The organism is Pseudomonas orientalis (assembly GCF_022807995.1).
GTDB classification, from domain to species: domain Bacteria; phylum Pseudomonadota; class Gammaproteobacteria; order Pseudomonadales; family Pseudomonadaceae; genus Aquipseudomonas; species Aquipseudomonas orientalis_B.
This window is the reverse complement of the sequence record NZ_CP094351.1, coordinates 2,145,532-2,165,274: the sequence shown is the minus strand read 5'-3', so window position 1 is coordinate 2,165,274 and position 19,743 is coordinate 2,145,532. Positions and strand designations below refer to the sequence as shown.

Annotated in this window: 20 protein-coding genes; 7 read left to right on the top strand and 13 right to left on the bottom strand. The window is 59.5% G+C overall.

From position 1 onward, the window contains the following. Nucleotides 1-577: 577 nt before the first annotated feature. Nucleotides 578-1,909 (bottom strand): APC family permease, encoded by a 1,332-nt coding sequence (locus tag MRY17_RS09700; protein WP_243353642.1) that lies wholly within the window; start codon nt 1,907-1,909, stop codon nt 578-580. A gap of 128 nt (nt 1,910-2,037) precedes the next feature. Beyond that, the gene (locus tag MRY17_RS09695; protein ID WP_181283635.1) at nt 2,038-2,352 is read right to left on the bottom strand and encodes a hypothetical protein; all 315 of its coding nucleotides are present in this window, start codon (nt 2,350-2,352) and stop codon (nt 2,038-2,040) included. Between the two features lie 407 nt (nt 2,353-2,759). On the opposite strand from MRY17_RS09695, the gene cyoA reads away from it, so the two are divergent. Genes cyoA through cyoE form a run of 5 tightly spaced genes read left to right on the top strand, consistent with a single transcriptional unit; the run spans nt 2,760 to nt 7,477 of the window. Next, entirely contained in the window at nt 2,760-3,683 is a 924-nt protein-coding gene (gene cyoA, locus MRY17_RS09690) for a ubiquinol oxidase subunit II (protein ID WP_243353641.1), read from the top strand. Nucleotides 3,684-3,685: 2 nt separating this feature from the next. Further along, on the top strand, nt 3,686-5,659 hold the full coding sequence (cyoB, locus tag MRY17_RS09685; protein ID WP_181283637.1) for a cytochrome o ubiquinol oxidase subunit I: 1,974 nt from the start codon (nt 3,686-3,688) through the stop codon (nt 5,657-5,659). A 3-nt stretch (nt 5,660-5,662) separates the two neighbouring features. After that, nucleotides 5,663-6,277 carry a cytochrome o ubiquinol oxidase subunit III gene (locus MRY17_RS09680; protein WP_181283638.1) on the top strand — a complete coding sequence of 205 codons (615 nt, stop codon included), beginning with the start codon at nt 5,663-5,665 and terminating at the stop codon, nt 6,275-6,277. 1 nt (nt 6,278) lies between these two features. Further along, nucleotides 6,279-6,617: a cytochrome o ubiquinol oxidase subunit IV gene (cyoD, locus tag MRY17_RS09675; protein ID WP_104502475.1), complete on the top strand. Its 339-nt coding sequence runs from the start codon at nt 6,279-6,281 to the stop codon at nt 6,615-6,617. Continuing rightward, nucleotides 6,575-7,477 (top strand): heme o synthase, encoded by a 903-nt coding sequence (gene cyoE / locus MRY17_RS09670; RefSeq protein WP_243353640.1) that lies wholly within the window; start codon nt 6,575-6,577, stop codon nt 7,475-7,477. Before cyoD ends, cyoE begins: the two co-directional genes overlap by 43 nt. Nucleotides 7,478-8,012: 535 nt before the next feature. On the opposite strand, the gene MRY17_RS09665 is transcribed toward cyoE, so the two are convergent. The 4 genes from MRY17_RS09665 to MRY17_RS09650 form a co-directional block, all read right to left on the bottom strand. Then, nucleotides 8,013-9,587 (bottom strand): histidine kinase famiy protein, encoded by a 1,575-nt coding sequence (locus MRY17_RS09665; RefSeq protein WP_279308383.1) that lies wholly within the window; start codon nt 9,585-9,587, stop codon nt 8,013-8,015. A gap of 107 nt (nt 9,588-9,694) precedes the next feature. Continuing rightward, nucleotides 9,695-10,204, bottom strand: a complete 510-nt coding sequence (locus MRY17_RS09660) for a ferritin-like domain-containing protein (RefSeq protein WP_124426433.1) — start codon at nt 10,202-10,204, stop codon at nt 9,695-9,697. A 64-nt stretch (nt 10,205-10,268) separates the two neighbouring features. Next, nucleotides 10,269-11,153, bottom strand: coding sequence for a manganese catalase family protein (locus tag MRY17_RS09655; protein ID WP_191953452.1), 885 nt, complete (start codon nt 11,151-11,153; stop codon nt 10,269-10,271). Nucleotides 11,154-11,317: 164 nt separating this feature from the next. Beyond that, on the bottom strand, nt 11,318-11,548 hold the full coding sequence (locus tag MRY17_RS09650; RefSeq protein WP_243353639.1) for a hypothetical protein: 231 nt from the start codon (nt 11,546-11,548) through the stop codon (nt 11,318-11,320). A 331-nt stretch (nt 11,549-11,879) separates the two neighbouring features. On the opposite strand from MRY17_RS09650, the gene MRY17_RS09645 reads away from it, so the two are divergent. Continuing rightward, on the top strand, nt 11,880-12,062 hold the full coding sequence (locus MRY17_RS09645) for a general stress protein (RefSeq protein WP_003190457.1): 183 nt from the start codon (nt 11,880-11,882) through the stop codon (nt 12,060-12,062). Between the two features lie 152 nt (nt 12,063-12,214). On the opposite strand, the gene MRY17_RS09640 is transcribed toward MRY17_RS09645, so the two are convergent. Next, nucleotides 12,215-12,508, bottom strand: coding sequence for a hypothetical protein (locus MRY17_RS09640; protein ID WP_181283574.1), 294 nt, complete (start codon nt 12,506-12,508; stop codon nt 12,215-12,217). A 366-nt stretch (nt 12,509-12,874) separates the two neighbouring features. Here MRY17_RS09640 and MRY17_RS09635 point away from each other — a divergent pair, with 366 nt between their 5' ends. After that, complete coding sequence (locus MRY17_RS09635) at nt 12,875-14,149, top strand: glycoside hydrolase family 68 protein (protein ID WP_181283575.1); 1,275 nt, start codon at nt 12,875-12,877, stop codon at nt 14,147-14,149. A gap of 275 nt (nt 14,150-14,424) precedes the next feature. Here MRY17_RS09635 and MRY17_RS09630 read toward each other — a convergent pair whose 3' ends face one another. The 6 genes from MRY17_RS09630 to pstS form a co-directional block, all read right to left on the bottom strand. Beyond that, complete coding sequence (locus tag MRY17_RS09630) at nt 14,425-15,015, bottom strand: hypothetical protein (protein WP_243353638.1); 591 nt, start codon at nt 15,013-15,015, stop codon at nt 14,425-14,427. Further along, nucleotides 15,015-15,713, bottom strand: a complete 699-nt coding sequence (locus MRY17_RS09625; protein ID WP_243353637.1) for a hypothetical protein — start codon at nt 15,711-15,713, stop codon at nt 15,015-15,017. The genes MRY17_RS09630 and MRY17_RS09625 overlap by 1 nt, the downstream gene beginning before the upstream one ends. Nucleotides 15,714-15,807: 94 nt before the next feature. Continuing rightward, the gene (pstB, locus tag MRY17_RS09620) at nt 15,808-16,569 is read right to left on the bottom strand and encodes a phosphate ABC transporter ATP-binding protein PstB (RefSeq protein ID WP_219915468.1); all 762 of its coding nucleotides are present in this window, start codon (nt 16,567-16,569) and stop codon (nt 15,808-15,810) included. A 76-nt stretch (nt 16,570-16,645) separates the two neighbouring features. After that, nucleotides 16,646-17,539 carry a phosphate ABC transporter permease PstA gene (gene pstA, locus MRY17_RS09615; protein WP_181283578.1) on the bottom strand — a complete coding sequence of 298 codons (894 nt, stop codon included), beginning with the start codon at nt 17,537-17,539 and terminating at the stop codon, nt 16,646-16,648. After that, on the bottom strand, nt 17,536-18,504 hold the full coding sequence (gene pstC, locus MRY17_RS09610) for a phosphate ABC transporter permease subunit PstC (protein ID WP_057725518.1): 969 nt from the start codon (nt 18,502-18,504) through the stop codon (nt 17,536-17,538). The genes pstA and pstC overlap by 4 nt, the downstream gene beginning before the upstream one ends. A gap of 75 nt (nt 18,505-18,579) precedes the next feature. Further along, nucleotides 18,580-19,608 carry a phosphate ABC transporter substrate-binding protein PstS gene (pstS, locus tag MRY17_RS09605; protein WP_057725519.1) on the bottom strand — a complete coding sequence of 343 codons (1,029 nt, stop codon included), beginning with the start codon at nt 19,606-19,608 and terminating at the stop codon, nt 18,580-18,582. Nucleotides 19,609-19,743: the final 135 nt, after the last annotated feature.

The following is a 19,743-nucleotide window of genomic DNA, read 5'->3' as shown; positions in this document are numbered from 1 at the left end:
TTGCCCCAATGAGGAGAGTCGGAGCGTGCATCAGTGGCTGACACACCGCGATCGGGGGCAAGAAGCCCTAATGCCAGTCAGTTAAGGCTTTTTGTAGGAGCGAGCTTGCTCGCGAAAAACTCACAGACGCCGCGTTCATTCAGGAAGCACGCGTTATCGTTGACGTTTTTCGCGAGCAAGCTCGCTCCTACAGACGGCGGTGTACGCTTAACTGACTGACATTAGGGCAAGCCCCCTTCCACATTGGACCCGTATCGACACAAGGTACGGTCGGCTCTAAGGCCGCCGCGCTTTTGCTTTTGATCTTGGGCGCCCCGTTAAACCACGCTGGCCGAACGCAGGCTTGAATTCGTGGGTAACACGGCAGGACGCCGGGTTAGCCGCACTGGGCCATGGATGGCCCATTGCGGCGGCCCACGGATTCAAGCCTGCGTTCGGGCACACCGAGCACTAGCGAGGTGCCGAGTGGTGGGGCAAGAGCCTTTTGGTTACTTTTGGGCTTTTCAAAAGTGACCCGCTGTAAGAGCGGAACCGCCAGCAGCCACAACCTAAATAACGGATATGTACTCGATCAACCTCACCCCGCCTGCACCGCCGGCGCCACCAACCGATTGCACCCATACAACACCATGCCCAGCACAATCAGCGCCCCACCCCGCAACCAGGTATCCAGGCTCTGCTGGCTGAGCAGAATCAGACACGAAACAATCGCCAGCACCGGCACCCAGCTCGGCACACGAAAATGCTCCTCCTCGATCCTGTCACGACGCAATACCAGTACCGCCAGGTTGGTACTGAGAAACACAAACAGCAGCAACAAAACCACCGTCTCGGCCAAGGCCGCCAGCGTGCCGGTCAAGGTCAAGGCAATGGCCACGGCGGTGCTGGCGATGATCGCCACCCAGGGCGTACGGCGTTTGGGCAGCACGCGTGACAACGGCTCCGGCAGCAGGCCCATGCGCGCCATGCCGTAGGTCAGGCGGCTGGCCATGACCATCGTCAGCAACGCACCATTGGCGACCGCCACCAAGGCAATGAAGGCAAACAGTTGCGGAGGTATATTCAGGCCCGAGGCGCGCACCACTTCAAGCAACGGTGCCGAAGTAGCGGTCAGTTTGTCCATCGGCAGCACCACGGAAGCGGCAACCCCTACCGCCATATACACAATGCCCGCCACGATCAACGCGGCGAACAGCGCGCGCGGATAGACCTTGCGCACCCCACGGATTTCTTCCGCCAGATTGGCCGACGTTTCAAAGCCGACGAACGAATAGAACGCCAGCAATGCGGCGCCGAGCACGGCGAGCATCGGGTTGATGCCGGGCTTGAATTCGAACGCCCGCCCCAGGTTGGCTTCGCCGGACTGGAAACACCAGGCCGCGGCGACCACCACCAACAGCAGCCCGGACAGCTCCACGCACGTCATCACCATATTGGCGCCCAGCGACTCCTTGATCCCGCGCGCATTCAACAGTGCAATCACCAGCAGAAAAACCAGCGCCGCCACATGGGGCGATACATCGATGAACGCGGCCAGGTAGTCGCCGGCAAACGCCAGGGATAACCCGGCGGCGCTGGTGACGGCGGCGGCAAGCATGCAAAAGCCCACCAGGAATGAGATCAGCGGTGACTTGAATGCCTTCTCGGCGAACACCGAAGCGGCGCCCGCATGCGGGTATTTGGTCACCAGCTCGGCGTACGAGCCGGCGGTGAGCATGGCGAAGAACAACGCCACCAGCAGCGGCACCCAGATCGCCCCGCCCACCTGACCGGCGATGGTTCCGGCCAGCGCATACACGCCCGCGCCGAGCACATCGCCGAGGATGAACAGGAACAACATCGGGCCGGTTACGGCGCGGCGCAAGGACGGCTTGGAGGGTGCGGCTTGGCTCAAACTGGATTCGGACATGGGCGGCTCTGACGGCGGGTTGTTATCAGCGATCAGTCGGCGCAGGCCGGCTGTGCGGGGCTATTTACAATGGAAAATACCCGCACCCCCAAAGTTCCGTTTTCCGCACACCCGGCGCAGGCGCACCGTCAATCGTCGTCATGCAGGTGCGCGTCAGCGCAGGGCAGTCGACCGGATTCGCCACCGGCAACTCGTTCCGCCTGGTCGATTCCGCGCTTGAGCGCATCGTGCACGGTCCATTCGGCGCCCGGTAATTGCCTGGTGCGCTCAACGACGCATTGACCGGTTGCGGTGTAGACGCAAAGCAGCACCTCGATATCGGCGTCCTCCCGCTCCCGCGCCCTGACTTCGATATGACAGCCGTTTTCCACTTCCTGGGTAAAGCACTCTTCTTCCAGTGCCTTCTCGGCCCAGGCCTTATAGGTATTGCCGCGAATGAACATAGCTGTTCTCCAAGACCGACTCTTGAACTAAGACATGAACTCTTTAGCAGGATTTTCGTAGTTTTTCCAAGATGATTTGCATCCTGCGCCAATAAAACCCTGACAGCGTTTCGCTTGTTAAACCGTTCGTCAGGCGGAGTAACATTTTGTTAAACCAACCTCTGAGGGCTCATTCAAATTGTTCGGGAGCGAGGTGAACCACGCTTCATAGAGCGGCCGCAAAGCCAAAGAAACCGGGCAGTCGATGCGTTTTATCGACTGACGCGGACGTATGGCCGGGCGTTAAACAATTAAGTGTGCCGAACATTAACAAGCGCAATGCCAGCGTTTCGCTTAATTAACTTGCGCGTACAAGCGCAGCGGTTTCGGCGCTGTAACAACGGAAGTTTTCAATACAGGAGCAAGGCATGAAACGAACGATTGCTTACTGCCTGGCATCTCTGGCCAGCCTCTTCTTGTTAACCGGCTGCAACCTGGTGGTGTTCAATCCCAAGGGGCAGGTGGCAACCGATGAACGCGACCTGATTATCCTCGCCACCGGGCTGATGTTGTTGATTGTAGTGCCGGTGATCGTGCTGATGTTCGTATTTGCCTACCGCTATCGTGCGACCAACAAGAACGCGCGTTATTCGCCGCGCTGGGCCAGCTCCCACAAAATCGAAGCGGTGGTGTGGGGCGTTCCGCTGCTGATCATCATCGCCCTGGGCTGGGTGACGTGGGAAACCACCCACGCCCTTGACCCCTATCGCCCGCTCGACTCGGACACGCCGCCGATCAACGTGCAGGTGGTGGCCACCGACTGGAAGTGGCTGTTCATCTACCCCGACCTGGGTATTGCCAGCGTCAACGAACTGGCCCTGCCGGTGCACACGCCGGTGAGTTTCACCATCACCTCCGATGCGGCCATGACGTCATTTTTCATCCCGGCACTGGGCGGACAGATCTACGCCATGGCCGGCATGCAGACCAAGCTGCACCTGATCGCCAACGAGACCGGCGAGTTCCGGGGAATTGCCGCCAACTACAACGGCCCCGGTTTTTCCGACATGCATTTCGCCGCGCTGTCATTGAGCCCCGCCGACTTTCAAACCTGGGTGACCAAGGTCAAAGGCGCCTCCAAGCCCCTTGACCACACGAGCTACGCGCAATTGGCCAAACCCACCATCAAGCACCCGGTGACCTATTACTCGGCGGTGCAGGAGCGGCTGTTCCTGGACATCGTCGATAAATACGAAGGCATGAACAAGGCCAATAAAACCAGGCGCGCGCCATCGAGCAGCGCTGAACAACGCGCCGATTCACACCCCAGTCTGCTGGCCGAGGAGCAATAACGATGTTCGGAAAACTGTCATGGGACGCGATTCCAACCACTGAACCCATTGTGATGTACACACTGGCCTTCATCGGCCTGATCGGCGTAGCGATGGTGGGCACGATCACCTGGAAGCGCAAATGGGGCTACCTGTGGCGCGAGTGGTTCACCTCGGTGGACCACAAGAAAATCGGCTGCATGTACATCATCGTCGCGCTGGTGATGCTGCTGCGCGGGTTTTCCGATGCCATCATGATGCGCACCCAGCAAGCCATGGCCGCCAGCGGCGGGCCGGGCTACCTGCCGCCCGAACACTACGACCAGATCTTCACCGCCCACGGCGTGATCATGATTTTTTTCGTGGCCATGCCCTTCGTGGTCGGCTTGATGAACGTCGTGGTGCCATTGCAGATCGGCGCACGCGACGTGGCCTACCCGTTTCTCAACGCGCTGAGCTTCTGGCTGTTCGTGGTCGGTGCCGCGCTGGTCAACGTCTCGCTGGGGATCGGTGAGTTTGCGCGCACCGGATGGGTCGCCTATCCGCCGTTATCCGGGTTGGCATATAGCCCCGGGGTCGGCGTGGACTACTACATCTGGTCATTGCAGATATCCGGCATCGGCACGCTGCTGACGGGGGTGAATTTCTTCGTCACGATTCTGAAGATGCGCACCGAAGGCATGACCCTGTTCAAGATGCCGGTATTCACCTGGAACGCGCTGTGCACCTCGGTGCTGATCCTCGCATCGTTTCCCATCCTCACCGCCACCCTGCTGATGCTGAGCCTGGACCGTTACCTGGGCATGCATTTTTTCACCAACGAAGCCGGCGGCAACCCGATGATGTACGTCAACCTCATCTGGGCCTGGGGGCATCCGGAGGTGTACATCCTGATCCTGCCGGCGTTCGGAGTGTTTTCCGAAATCGCCGCCACGTTCAGCAGCAAGCGGCTGTTCGGCTACGTGTCGCTGGTGTGGGCGACGATTGCGATCACCGTGTTGTCATTCATCGTGTGGCTGCACCATTTCTTCACCATGGGCGCAGGGGGCAACGTCAATGCATTCTTCGGCATCATGACGATGATTATCGCGGTGCCGACCGGGGTGAAGATCTTTACCTGGCTGTTCACCATGTACCGTGGCCGGGTGCGCTTCGAAACCCCGATGCTGTGGACCCTGGGCTTTATCGTGACCTTCAGCATCGGCGGCATGACCGGCGTACTGCTGGCCGTGCCGGGCGCTGACTTCCTGCTGCACAACAGCCTGTTTCTGATCGCGCACTTTCACAACGTGATCATCGGCGGCGCAGTGTTCGGCTATATGGCCGGTCTCACCTACTGGTTCCCCAAGGCCTTTGGTTTCCGCTTGAACGACAAGCTGGGGCGCATTGCCTTCTGGTGCTGGCTGGTCGGCTTCTACCTCGCGTTCATGCCGTCCTACGTGCTGGGCTTCATGGGCATGACCCGGCGCCTCAACCATTTCGACAATCCGGAATGGCGGCCCTGGCTGTTGGTGGAGCTGGTCGGCGTAGGCGTCATCCTCTGCGGCGTTGCGGCCCAGGCCCTGCAACTGTTCGTCAGCATCCGCAACCGTCATCAGTATCGCGACCTCACGGGCGATCCGTGGGACGGGCGCACCCTGGAGTGGGCCACCTCCTCGCCACCGCCACTGTACAACTTCGCCGAGCAACCCAAGGTCAACGACCTGGACGCCTACTGGGGCATGAAGGAGCGCGGCGTGAGCACCCTGAGCCACACCGACTACCGCAGCATCCACATGCCACGCAATACCGCTTCGGGGCTGGTGATCAGTCTGTTCGCGCTGATCTGCAGCTTTGCCCTGGTCTGGCATATCTGGTGGCTGGCGGCGTTCGGGCTGGTGGCCTCGGTGGTGGCGTTCGTGGTGCGCAGCTACGACGAAGACACCGATTACTTCGTGCCCGCGCAGGAAGTCGCGCGCATTGAAACGGCACGTCTCAAAGACCTGGAAGAGGCTTGATCCATGTCCAATATCGTTATCGACAAAGACATTGCCCACAACCACGAGCAAGGGCATGAAGACGCCGGTTCCCTGAGCCTGTTCGGGTTCTGGATCTACCTGATGACCGACTGCATCCTGTTCGCGACCTTGTTCGCCGGCTATGCGGTGTTGCGCGACAGCGTGGCGGGCGGTCCTTCGAGCGTGGACATTTTTGAACTGCCCTATGTGCTGGGTGAAACCATGCTGCTGCTGTTGAGCAGCATCACCTACGGCTACGCAATGCTGGCGATGAACCGTGGCCAGCAAAGCCAGGTCCTGCGCTGGCTGGGGCTTACGTTCGTGCTCGGCGCGGGCTTTATCGCCATGGAAATCAATGAGTTCCACCATTTGATCACAGAAGGTTACGGGCCGGACCGCAGCGCGTTCCTCACCGCTTTTTTCACCCTGGTGGGCACCCATGGCGCGCACGTACTGACGGGGTTGATCTGGATGGCGGTGCTGATGGTGCAGGTTCGGCAGAAAGGCCTGACCAACACCAACGCCACCCGGCTCAGTTGCCTGAGCCTGTTCTGGCACTTCCTGGACGTGGTGTGGATCTGCGTCTTTACCGTGGTCTATCTGTTGGGGGTGGTGTGACATGTACAAGCAAAGTTCGATTCACAGCAGCGCCGGTACCAGCCATGGCAGCAGCCGCTCCTACCTGGTCGGGTTCCTGGTGTCGGTGCTGCTGACCCTGATTCCGTTCGGCCTGGTGATGTTTCCGTCACTGCCGCGTGTCACCACCGCCTGGCTGGTGGTGGCACTGGGGGCGATACAAATCGTGGTCCATCTCAAGTTCTTCCTGCATCTGGACACCGCCGAGGAACAACGCTGGAACCTGATTGCGCTGATTTTCTCGGCGGTCATCATCCTTCTGCTGGTAGGACTCTCGCTATGGATCATGGACAGTATTCATCACAACATGCTGGCGCACTGAGACACTGGCTGGGGCTGTTCAATGCCGGGATCCAACTGACCAAGCCGGGGATTATTTTCGGCAACCTCGCGTCGGTGCTGGGGGGCTACTTCCTCGCGGGTCGCGGCCATCTGGCAGAGCCTGCGCACTTGCTGGCGACGCTGCTGGGCACCGCCCTGGTGATCGGGTGCGGCTGTGTCATCAATAACTGCGTCGACCGCGATATTGATCGGCGCATGGTGCGCACCTGTCACCGCGCGCTGGCACTGCGAACCGTCACAGTGCCCGCCGCCGCAACCTATGCCATCGCCCTGGGCGTGGCCGGTTTCGGGTTGCTGTGGGCAGGCAGCAATACGCTGGCCTGCTTCCTGGCCATGGCGGGTCTGGTGATCTATGCAGGTGTGTATACCTACTGGCTCAAGCGCCGCTCCCATTGGGCAACCCTGATCGGCAGCCTTTCCGGAGCGATGCCGCCGGTGATCGGCTACTGCGCGGTCACGGGCAGGTTCGACGCCACGGCGATGTTGCTGGTCGTGGTGTTCTGCTGTTGGCAAATGCCTCATTCCCACGCCATCAGTGTGATGCGTCGTGAGGATTTTCGCGCGGCGCGCCTGCCGCTTCTGAGCCTGCCCGAGGCGTACCGGCAGATACAGGCGTACATCCTGGCATTCCTCGCCAGCAGCCTGGTGCTGGGCGTGGTTGCGCAGATGCATGCCGTGTATTTTGCGCTGATGCTCGGACTCTGCGGTTACTGGATGACGCTCGCGGCCAGTGCCTCCCGCCTGACCGACCCGCCCGGCTGGGCGCGCAAGGTATTTGGTTTCTCGATTCTGCTGGTACTGGCACTCAACCTGTCGCTGGCAGTAATGGGCCAGGCCTGATGACCTGTGGGAGGGGGCTTGCCCTAATGCCTGTCACTCTGTAGCGCTCAACCGTAATCACGATGCGAAGCGAGCCGCTCTTGATCTTGATCTTGATCTTGATCCGCTTTTGATCTTAGGCGCCCCGTTAAACCACGCTGGCCGAACGCAGGCTTGAATCCGTGGGTAACCCGGCAGGACGCCGGGTTAGCCGCACTGGGCCAGGGATGGCCCATTGCGGCGGCCCACGGATTCAAGCCGGAGAGAGGGCACACCGAGCCCAAGCGAGGTGCCGAGTGGTGGGGCAAGAGCGTTTTGCTTACTTTTGCGCTTTTCAAAAGTGAGCCGCTGTAAAAGCGGAACCCTAAGTAGCCGTTACCGCAGAAACGGATATGTACTCGGCCCAATCCAACATCCTGGTCGGCCCAGAGGCCGCCATCGGGGGCAAGCCCCCTCCCACATTTGAGCCAGGATCGACACAAAATCCTGGTCGGTCCTTAGGCCGCCATCGAGGGCAAGTCGAATCGTCGCACCGCCGCTCCCACATTTTTGCAGATCAGGCATCGAGCACCGCGCGGATTTTTCGGGCCAGGTCGGCGGACTGGTATGGTTTTTGAATCAGCTCGAACTCATCCACCGATATGTCCGTACGCTCCAATGCATCTTTCGCGTAGCCGGTCGTGAGCAAGACCCTGGTACGCGGATACAAGCGCGATACTTCTCGAGCGAGCGCCGCCCCATCCATCTCGCCCGGCATGATCAAGTCGCTGAACACCAGATCGTATGCCGAACTCTCCAGCATGCCTAACGCCTCGCTGGCGTGATACGCGATGCCTGTCTGATAGCCGTAGTCAGCCAGTATCACTTGCGCCAATTCGGCCAATTCAGGCCGGTCCTCAACAATCAGAATTCTTTCCTGGCCTTGCAATGAGCTCGCGGCGGGGGTTCGCTCGACCCAAAGCTGGCTGTCATCGGCCGGGAAGTACAGGCGCACCGTGGTACCGATGCCTGGGTATGAATGGATGCGCGCCGTACCGCCCGATTGCTTGACGAAGCCATACACCATCGACAGGCCCAGACCCGAGCCCTGGCCTTCCTCTTTGGTGGTGAAAAACGGCTGCATGACTTTTTCCTGAATACCCTCGGCAATGCCGTTGCCATTGTCAGAGATCGAGATACACACATAACCGCCCTCGACCAGACCATCACGTTCGGCATCGGCGTCGCCCGGCACTCGAACGTTGCTGGTTTTAACCGTCACCATCGGGTCGCTACGCCCGTGCAACGCGTCCTGTGCATTCGACAGCAGGTGCCGCACCGCCAACTCCGCCTGGGCAGGGTCGATGCAGCAGTTCCACAGGTCGTCGGCAAGTTCTTTCTGCAGATTGACGTCTTGCAGCATGTCCATGAGTTCAGGGCGACTCAACAACGTGTTGACGCTGATCACTCTGCTTTCGAGCCGCTGCTTACGTGAAAATGCCAGCAATTGCTGAGTCAGGGTTTGCGCTTTCTCAGCGGCCGCCCGGGCCCGACTGGCACTGTTGAAGATGCGTTGCGGGTCGCAACCGGGGCGCTTGGCGCTCTGCTGAATCAGCTCCAGATAGCCGACCATCACTTGCAACAGGTTGTTGAAGTCATGGGCGATGCCACCCGTGAGTTGGCCCAATGCCTCCAGGTCTTGGGCCCGGCGCACGCGCGACTCTGCGTCGTGACGTCGGCTCACATCCAATTGAGAGGCAAACAAGTACACCAATTGACCGCGTTCGTTGAACAACGGAGAGATGAACAGTTCGTTCCAGAAGGTCGAGCCGTCCTTGCGGTAATTGAGGACCTCGACACAGACCTCGTGGCGCTGCTCAACCGCACGCTGCACCTGGCGTAGAGCGCTCTTGTCAGTCTGCGGCCCTTGCAGGAACCTGCAATTGCGTCCTATCACCTCGTCGTGCTCAAACCCGGTCAGGCTCAGGAACGCCGGGTTGGCGAAGATAATTGGATTGTCCGGCTGAACGGGATCCGTCACGATCATCGCGCTACGGCTGGTTTGCATGGCAGCGAAAAACAGATCTTTGCGGTCGGAAGAAAGCCCCGCCATCTCGACGTTGTCGACCACCGGCTTATTCTTGGTTGCCAAGGTTCACCTCCAGATAAGTGGCGCGCATTCCATGGACCATGAAAACGCGGCGGAGTGCGACCTTGCGCCAAATCAAGCGCGGCGCCGGTGCGGCGCCGCGCGCAGCGTCAGCGCTTGGCTTCTGTGTCAGGTGCGGCAGAGCGCTCCAGGAACGCTTGTGTGAGCTCTGGCAAATGCTCGAGCAGCCATTGCGCCATGGCAATTTCCTGGGGCAGGATCTTCTCGCACGCCGCTTGTGTCTCGGCGTCTCCCGCCGCCTGCGCGGCCGCTATGAGCACCGTGTAGCTGGCCACCTCCATATTTTCGAAGACGTAGCCGGCCATCGCGCCCTTGATCACTTCGTCACTCATCAGTGAGCCGCCAACCGCTTGCCCGAAGGCCATCAACTTGCCGCCGATGTCTTTGAGGGTCGAGGAGCTGCCGCCCAGGCGCGACAGGCACTCGTCAATAAGGGCCTGCTGGCCAAGGGTTTCCTGAATATGCTCGTCGATCCGCGCCTTCAGCTTGGGATAATGCTCCAGCCGCTCGGATTGCGCCTTGAGCATTTTCTCGGCTTGCTGCTCCATCGCATGGGCATCTCGCAGCCAGTCGAGCAGGTTTTCCTGTGGGGTCGCCATGTCGTTACTCCTGTTCAAGCCAGTGGAAAAAGCCGCACGCCCGTAAGCGTGCGGTTGCCGCGAATCAGAGATCAGGCTTGGGCTGCATGCCCGAGCCCAGATCGGCACCGGTGACGGGGTCGCTGGTAGGGTCGGAGAGCGTGCGGATTTTCATTGCGCTCAACAGTGCTTCATCGTCAGCATCCAGTTGCACACTGGCCGTGCCATCGCCGCCGTCGACCGCAGGTTGCGGGCTCTCGACAAATTCCCATTCGTCGCCCTGGTTCCAGGGACCGCGCATGTTTCCTTCGCCCTGGGACATGTTGTAGTACACCTGAGCGAACTCCGGCTTGCCCGGCAGCTTGCCTTGGGGGAAGTTCGGTTGAATCGAATGCAGAGCCTTTTCAAAGGAAATCTGGTGCGCGATTTCACGGGTCATCAGAAAACCCAAGGCGTCCCTCACGCCTGGATCATCGGTGACGTTCATCAGGCGCTCATAGACGATTTTGGCGCGTGCTTCGGCGGCGATATTGGAACGCATATCCGCCGTGGGCTCACCAATGGTGTCGATGTAAGCCGCTGTCCATGGAACACCTGCAGAGTTCACCAGAGGCGCGCCCGCACCGTACAACAGGCTGGTGATATGCGAGTCATTGCCGGCGCCATTGAGGGACCGATACAACTCGCCCTCCTCCTCCACGCCTTCGGCCATCCGCCCCTTGGCGCCCTTGTTGAGCATCACGATGATGGAACCGACAATCTCCAGATGGCTGAGCTCCTCGGTGGCGATGTCCATCAACAGGTCTTTTCGACCTGGGTCGTCTTCAGCCAGGGCCTGGGTGAAATAACGGGATGCGGCCGCCAACTCGCCTTGAGCGCCGCCAAATTGTTCAAGCAAAAGATTCGCCAGGCCCGGATTGGGTTCGGCAACACGTACGGTGTATTGAAGTCGCTTGTTATGTAGAAACATGAACAAATCTCCTCAGGCTTTTCTGAAAGTGGCGGCAACTTTGGAATGCGCGCCTACCTTTTATGTGAAGCGACCAGCGTTGGAAAAATTTCAAAAAAAACCGCGCATCACGACCAGCGGTAAACCGTTGCACAACAAGCGAAACGGCAATTAAAGTTGGCCGCTCAGTCGGCGTCAGCATCCTCCGCCTGCGCAACGACGTCGATCCCGGGCGTGCCGTTGGGCGGCGTCGCGGTGGCGTCGGCAGGCACCGCCTGGCGCTCGGGGTGATCCCAGTCAGTGGTCGCGTTGGGGTCTTCATCACGGCCGGCGGTACCGATCACGCAGCCGTCTTCGTTGGGCTTATCAAGCGATTCAAGGGGCCGGTTCTGTGGGTGGGATGGGTCATGTTTCATGGCAGGATCTCCCGTTGAGAAGCATAGGAACCTGGTTGGAGCAGCTATCGAACTTCAAGTGCAACGGAAAAGACGAATGGCATTAACGTAGTTGCTTTGCATAACTCATACAGCGCACGCGAGTTGCTATCAACTCAATATCATACCAGCAAAAACTTAGACGAAGCGGCGTCCCCCAGGGCATGCTTGTACAACTTTCCAAGGCAACTTACCGTTCGTCGCCAGATAGAAAATCCAATAAAACATTCCCTCCGACTTCGTTATCGGAATACATGTCCGGTGCCATAACGGGCAACTAACGAAGCGCTAACTTAGCGACTGGAGAATTGTCATGACTACAGGTAACAAAAACCCAGGCAACTTTGCCAACGATCGTGAAAAAGCATCCGAAGCCGGGAAAAAAGGTGGCCAGGCGTCAGGCGGAAACTTCGCCAATGACCGCGAAAAAGCTTCCGAGGCAGGCCGCAAAGGCGGTCAGCACAGCCATGGCGGTGGCCGGAAGTCGGGCTCTTGAGTGAGAGCGGAAGGGGCAGCCTCGCTGCCCCTTCAAACCAGTCGCTTGATTAACACGAAAACACACCGCGATCCGATTTAAGCCCCCTGCCCGCACCTACGTTGAACCTCCTGTCAAAACAGACAGCGTTATTCTTGCCAGCACCGCACGGGTTATTTCAACGGTGCCGTCGCCTCCTCGGTATCGATGCACAGGTCGATGGAAACAGTATCCACACGGTCGCGTTGCTGCGCCGCAAGGTGATGCAGTGTTTGCGCATGAACCCTGTCCGCCGCATCCTTGAGCCGCTGCCATTCCTCCAGACTGATAACTTCGCGCAGCACCAGTTCATCGGCACGGTTAATCAGCGTGCGATAGAAGTCGTCGGGCCAGTCCAGGCGGTAGGTGTCGTCCTCGAGCAATAAGTGCCAGGCCTGAATTTCCATCTCTTTCTCGCTTTTTTTCATCGTAGCCTCCTGCAAAAGTTAACCAGTCTGACCGGCTCAACGGTTGTCGAGAGACGGTGGGCCACCCCGGGTCGATACAGCCAAGGCTGCTCCGCTATTGAACGTTGGAAGCATGCCCGTCGTGGGGCGTTCACAAGAAAATTCTGCAAAGCCGATGAACTGCACAGGCTGGTGGGAAGGCGACATCGGGTGTGCCCTGATGCCAACATCGAGAAACGTTGCAGGCTGAAACGTATCAGCGCGGATAAAAACCCGCAATTATGCATAAATGCATTTTATCCTTGACCCCGAGAGCCAAGTCTTCTAAAGTCAAATCACTGTATATGAATACAGTGCTTATTTGACATTCAAGGACGAGGTTTCCCCATGAAAAGCAATACTGAAAAATTTGGCAAAGCACCCCACGTACCCAGCCTGTGGACCCGCGCCGATGCGCTGAAAGTCCATGCGGACGACCCCACCACCACTCAGCCGTTGGTCAGTGCCGACTTCCCGGTGCTGAGCGACAAGGTGTTCATCTGGGACACCATGCCGCTGCGTGACATTGATGGAAATATCACCTCCGTCGATGGCTGGTCGGTGATCTTCACCCTGACCGCAGACCGTCACCCCACCGACCCGCAATACCTCGATCAGAACGGTAACTACGACATCACGCGTGACTGGAACGATCGTCATGGTCGGGCAAAGATGTATTACTGGTACTCCCGCACCGGCAAGGACTGGAAACTCGGCGGCCGGGTCATGGCTGAAGGCGTTTCGCCAACCGTGCGCGAATGGGCTGGCACGCCGATCCTGTTGAACGAGCAAGGCGAGGTGGACCTCTACTACACCGCGGTCACACCCGGCGCGACCATCGTCAAGGTGCGTGGCCGCGTGGTGACCACCGAACATGGCGTCAGCCTGGTGGGCTTCGAGAAGGTCAAGCCGCTGTTCGAGGCCGATGGCAAGATGTACCAGACCGAAGCGCAGAACGCCTTCTGGGGTTTCCGCGACCCATGGCCGTTCCGCGACCCGAACGACGGCAAGCTGTACATGCTGTTTGAAGGCAACGTGGCCGGCGTGCGCGGCTCGCACACGGTGGGCAAGGCAGAAATCGGCGATGTGCCGCCAGGTTATGAAGACGTCGGCAACTCGCGTTTCCAGACCGCGTGCGTCGGTATCGCCGTGGCCCGTGACGAAGACGGAGACGACTGGGAAATGCTGCCGCCGCTGCTGACCGCAGTCGGCGTCAACGACCAGACCGAACGTCCGCACTTCGTGTTCCAGGATGGCAAGTATTACCTGTTCACCATCAGCCACACCTTCACCTACGGCGACGGTGTAACCGGGCCGGACGGGGTGTACGGTTTTGTCGCAGATTCGCTGTTCGGCCCTTACGTGCCCTTGAACGGTTCCGGCCTGGTCCTGGGAAATCCGTCTTCCCAGCCCTTCCAGACCTACTCGCACTGCGTGATGCCCAACGGCCTGGTGACCTCCTTCATCGACAGCGTACCCACCGGTGAAGGCGGAACACAGATGCGCATCGGCGGCACCGAGGCACCGACCGTGGGCATCAAGATCAAAGGCCAGCAGACGTTCGTGGTCGCCGAGTATGACTACGGTTACATCCCGCCCATGATTGACGTCACGCTCAAGTAAACGGCGCAAGCAAAACAGACACCTTGGCTTGATCGTTCCCACGCTCTGCATGGGAATGCCGCCCTGGACGCTCCGCGTCCTGCCTTCAGCGCAACATCCGGCGCCTGCAAGGGTGACGCGGAGCGTCACGGGATGCATTCCCACTCGGAGCGTGGGAACGATCGAAATTCACAGGAAAAAAAGCCACTCGATCGAGTGGCTTTTTTTATCCAAGTACGCACCGGCTACCCGTATAACTCACGCAAAGAATTGTCCTGGATACATCAACCAGGCCGCTATTGGCCCGCCAGAAGCGAGCTGGCGACAGGCCTGTTCGGCTCAAGCGATAGTCCGGCGTTGCGCGGCGCCTTGTGGCTGGCCAGCCGCGGCCAACCGAGCTGCGCGCGGACAACGACTACGGCATCCAGCACTTTCTGCGTCCAGCGGACGTCCTGCGGATCGACCACGACAACGCGGAATCCATGATCGGCGCCTTCACTCTGCACGCCCTCGGAATCATCGACGTGCAAGTCGATGTCGAATGCCGGCGGATACTTGGAAGGCGCATTCGACAGCCCATGCCCGGTCAGGGCGCGGTTGTGCAGCACACTGTTGACGACCCCGTCCACGCGGATGCCATAGAGCAACAGCCAGCGGCGGATGTAGGACGGTGTGCGGCCGGACGAGGTATAGACCCAGACACTGCAGCCCTGGCGGCGCAGATCGCGGATCAGCGAACGTGTGCCGATGCGCAGTGGCTCACCCAGCCAACGGTGCACACAGGCCGGCAGCCAGCTGGTTTCGACCGCGCAGTGGTGGAGCTGGCAGGCGAGCGTGTCATCGATATCAAAGGAAATACGCAGGCGCTGACGCTTGAATCCGCGCATCAATGACCTCCCTGTCGCAGGGGCCGCGGTGTGCCGCCCAGGAAAAATTTGCCTGGCAAAGGCGCCTGGTGTTCGAGGAAGGCTGCATACTTTTTCTTGATCTTGGGCAGTTCATACAAGGCCTTGACGCCATGTTTGGCAGAGTTGCGTATCACCGAAGACGGGTTGAAATAGCCCTCGGCATTTTCAAGCGTCAGCACGAACGGCGGCAAACCTGCACGCATGAGCAGATAACTGACGATAAGCGACCCGCTGCGGTTGTTGCCTTCGATGAACAACTGCGGCTTGCTGAGGATGCGCACGTAGACGCCGGCCGCCCGTTTCCAGACCGATTCGCTGCGATACGCGCAATACCAGTTGTACAAATCCTTGATACCGCCTTCGACGTTGTTGAAGAAATGCTCTTCGGTGGCAGCCAGGTGCTGCGCGTATTCCAGCCGCCGCGCCGGGTCTCGACCGCACAGCACGGTGGCGTTGATTTCCAGCATCAGGTTCAACTGATGAAGATCAAACAGGTCCACGCCGCGTGCGACATAGTCGTCAATCAATGCATAGCCTTCAAGCACATTGTCGAGCACTTCGTCGGTCAAGGGATCGCGCGGCTCGGTGAAGTGCCGGCTAAGCTCGGCGAAGCGGTGCTGCACTTCACGCAATGCGCGTTCAATGGCAGGTAAATCAAGGCGATGCGTTGCAGGCATTGAAACTCCTTGGAAACACGAGGTAAAAAATCTACCGGTTCACGCCACATCCATTTGGCGTTTGCACGTAGGCGGCCGAGGCCGGCGGTGTTGCTCAGCTGAACTTGCCGCTGATGTAGTCTTCGGTCATCTGTTCGCGTGGTTTGCTGAAGATCTGCGTGGTCGGGCCCATTTCGACCAGATACCCGGTGCGCGTGCCCTGGGAAATATCCACCGAGAAAAACGCTGTGGTATCGGCCACACGGATCGCCTGCTGCATGTTATGGGTCACCAGCGCGATGGTGTAATCCTTCTTCAGCTCGACCATCAGCTCCTCGACGCGACGGGTGGCAATCGGGTCGAGCGCCGAGCACGGTTCATCCAGCAGCAACACCTCCGGCTCGGTGGCGATAGCGCGCGCGATACACAGACGTTGCTGCTGGCCGCCGGAGAGCGACAAACCGCTGACCTTCAACTTGTCCTTGACCTCGTCCCACAGGGCGGCGCCTTGCAGTGCGTGTTTGACGCGGTCGCCGAGGTCGCCCTTGTAGCGGTTGAGGCGCAGACCAAAGGCGACGTTGTCGAAGATGCTCATCGAGAACGGGTTAGGCTGCTGGAACACCATGCCGATGTAACGACGCACCACCACCGGATCGACGCCCTTGCCGTACACGTCCTGGCCAAGAAAATGCACATGCCCTTCGAAACGAAAGCCTTTGACCAGGTCATTCATGCGATTGAGGCTGCGCAGCACGGTGCTTTTGCCGCAGCCGGAAGGCCCGATGAAACCGGTGATCTTGTTTTTCTCGATCGGCACGTGGCTGTCACGCACAGCCATGAAGTTGCCGTAGAAAATCTTGTCCAGCTTGCAGTCCATGACCACAGGCGACTCGGTCACAAACGGAGCGGCTATTTGCGCAGTGGATATGTTCAAAATTCAGGTGCTCCCGCTTTTAGTACTTGGGTTTGCCGAAAATACGGCTCACGACGTTCACGACCAGCACAATCATCACCAGCACCAGCGAGGCCGCCCACGCGAGTTCAAGCTGATTGTCGAAAGGCATGCCGGAGAAGTTGTAGATCAGTACGGCCAACGAGGCTGTCGGGTTCATGACAGCCAGGTTGCCGTCGTGGTAGATCCAGTAGTTGCTGAACAGCGCGGTGAACAGCAATGGCGCGGTTTCGCCAGCAGCGCGCGCCACGGCCAGCATGACGCCGGTCAGAATCGCCGGCAGGCCGGTGGGCAGGACGATTTTCCAGATCACCTGCGAACGGGTGCAGCCCATGCCGTAGGCAGCGTCCTTCATGACCTTGGGCACCATGCGCATCGACTCTTCGGCCGTCAGCACCACGATCGGCAGCATCAGCACGGCCAGCGCCACGCCACCTGCCGGCGCCGAGTAGGTCCCGGTGGTCATCACCACCAACGCGTAGGCAAACACCCCGGCCAGAATGGATGGCAAGCCAGTGAGCATTTTGGCGGCAAAGCGCGCAGCGTTCGCCAGTTTGCTGTCCGGGCCCAGTTCAGCCAGGAACACAGCAGCCAGGATGCCGACCGGTACCGCGATGGCAGCCGCGATACCAACCATGACAAACGTACCCGCCATGGCGTTGCCGAAGCCACCGCCGGTCTCGAACCCGGTCGGTGGCAACTCGGTGAACAGCTCCAGGCTCAGGCGAGCGCCGCCCCGAGTGATAAGCATGTAGAGCACCGAAATCAGCGGCACGGCGGCCAGCAGTGCGCCGAACCACACCAGGCTGGTCAGCACCAGGCTGCGCAGGGCACGGCCTTCGAACCGGCGCTGCAGGCTCGGCATCGCGGTGATTGGGGAAGAGAGGTCAGTCATTGTTTAGTCCCCCGTTGGGCGTAGACCATGATCATCGAACCGATGATATTCACCAGAAGCGTGATGAACATCAGGACCAGTGCGGCGTACATCAGCACCTCGATCTCGTTCGGACCGGCTTCGGGGAAGTTCAGCGCCAGCAAGGCCGCCAGGGTATTGGCCGGTGCAAACAGCGACAGGGAGATATTGTTCGCGTTGCCCACCAGCATGGCCAGGGCCATGGTTTCACCCAGGGCGCGGCCCAGGCCCAGCACCAGGGAACCGAAGATGCCGGTGGCGGCGGATGGCACCATCACCTTGAGAATCGCTTCCCAATGGGTGGTGCCCATGCCGTAGGCGGCTTGCTTGGTTTTCATCGGCACGCCGGTGAGGGCGTCCTGGGAAACCGCGGCGATGGTCGGCAGAATCATGATCGCCAATACCAACGCGGCCGGCAGCAGGCCCGGCCCACTCAGGGAGGTGCCAAAAAACGGGATCCAGCCAAGCTCGCTGTTGAGCCACGCCGTGAGCGGGCGAATCGCCGGAATCACCACATAGATCCCCCACAGGCCGTAAACGACGCTGGGGATGGCGGCGAGCAACTCGACGATGGTGCGAAACACTGCAGCCAGCTTGGCCGGCAAAAAATCCTGAGTCAGGAAAATCGCCATGCTGACGCCGAAAAAGCCTGCGATCAGCAACGCGATGAAAGCACTGTACAGCGTGCCCCAAATCGCCGGCAGAATGCCGTATTTGCCTTGGTTCACATCCCAGACACTGCCGAGCAGCACGTCAAAACCGTGCTTTTCCATGCCGGGAAGTGCCTTGCGTCCGACTTCGAACACCAGCGCGAAAACCAGCGCCAGTATCAGCACCACACCGATGCGTGCAAGGGCACGGAAGGTGCGGTCAACCACAAAGTCCTTCGTGGACGGTGGCCGGCACGCAGAGTCCGGGTTAACCGGTACGACAAAAGGTGAGTTCATTGGCTGATTCCGGAACAAGGGGGGAACGCGTCCGGCATGGCGGGCAAGCCTATGCCGGGCGCGGCCTGGCAAGCCTTACTGAATGTTGGCGGAAGCTTTGCGAACCTGCTCGACTACCGAAGGCGGCAGCGGGATGTAGCCCATGGAGTCAGCGATTTTCTGGCCTTCGGTCAGGCTGTATTCGACCATTTCACGCATGGCCTTGGCCTTGGCCGGGTTGCCGTTGTCCTTGCGGAAAATCATCCAGGTGTAGGAAGTGATCGGGTAGGACTTGGCACCGTCCGGGTCCGGCAGCCAGGCCACCAGGCTTTCCGGCATTTTCACTGCGGCCAGTGCTTCTGCACCGCTTTCGGCATTGGGTACGACGTACTGGCCGGCCTTGTTCTGCAACTGGGCGAAGTCGACCTTGGCCAGCTTGGCGAAACCGTATTCGATGTAGCCAATCGCACCTGGAGTCTGGCGTACAGTGGCGGTCACACCATCGTTCTTGGGTGACTTGATGAACTTGTCGGTGGCAGGCCAGTTGACGGTATTGCCTTCACCCAACGCCTCTTTGAAGCCAGGGTTGATCGCCGCCAGGTGTTTGGTGAATACCGCGGTGGTGCCGCTGGAGTCGGCACGCACCACGACGGTGATAGGCGTGGCCGGCAGTTTCAGATCCGGGTTGGCGGCGACGATCTTGGGATCGTTCCACTGGGTAATTTTGCCCAGGAAAATATCGGAGTACACATCGCGCGGCAGCTTCAGGCCCTTCGGGTTGCCCGGCAGGTTGTAGGCCAGCACGATTTCACCGGCGGTCATCGGCAGCAGTTGCACACCCTCGGCCACCTTGGCGATGTCTTCGTCTTTCATTGCGGAGTCACTGGCGGCGAAGTCAACGGTCTTGTTCAGGAAGTCCTGTACCCCCGCCCCGCTCCCCTTGGACTGGTAGTCAACCGTGACGCCCGCGCTTTTCTTGCTGAAATCCTTGAACCAGGTGAGGTAGATCGGGGCCGGGAAACTGGCGCCGGAACCGGTCAGGCGGATGCTTTCGGCAGCAAACACCGAAGTGGCGCTCAGAGAAACCGCGACGGCGAGTGCAGCAGACTTCATCAAGCTTTTCATTCAGGAACTCCGTGGTGTAATTTCGGGCTCCCGGGACTGTGCAGCAGGTTTGTTACGATTTTATGAAAAATCCATGGCAGGCGTGTTTTTGCCCCCTTTTTCCCGCGCAAACTGGCATTTTGCCGTGATTGCTTC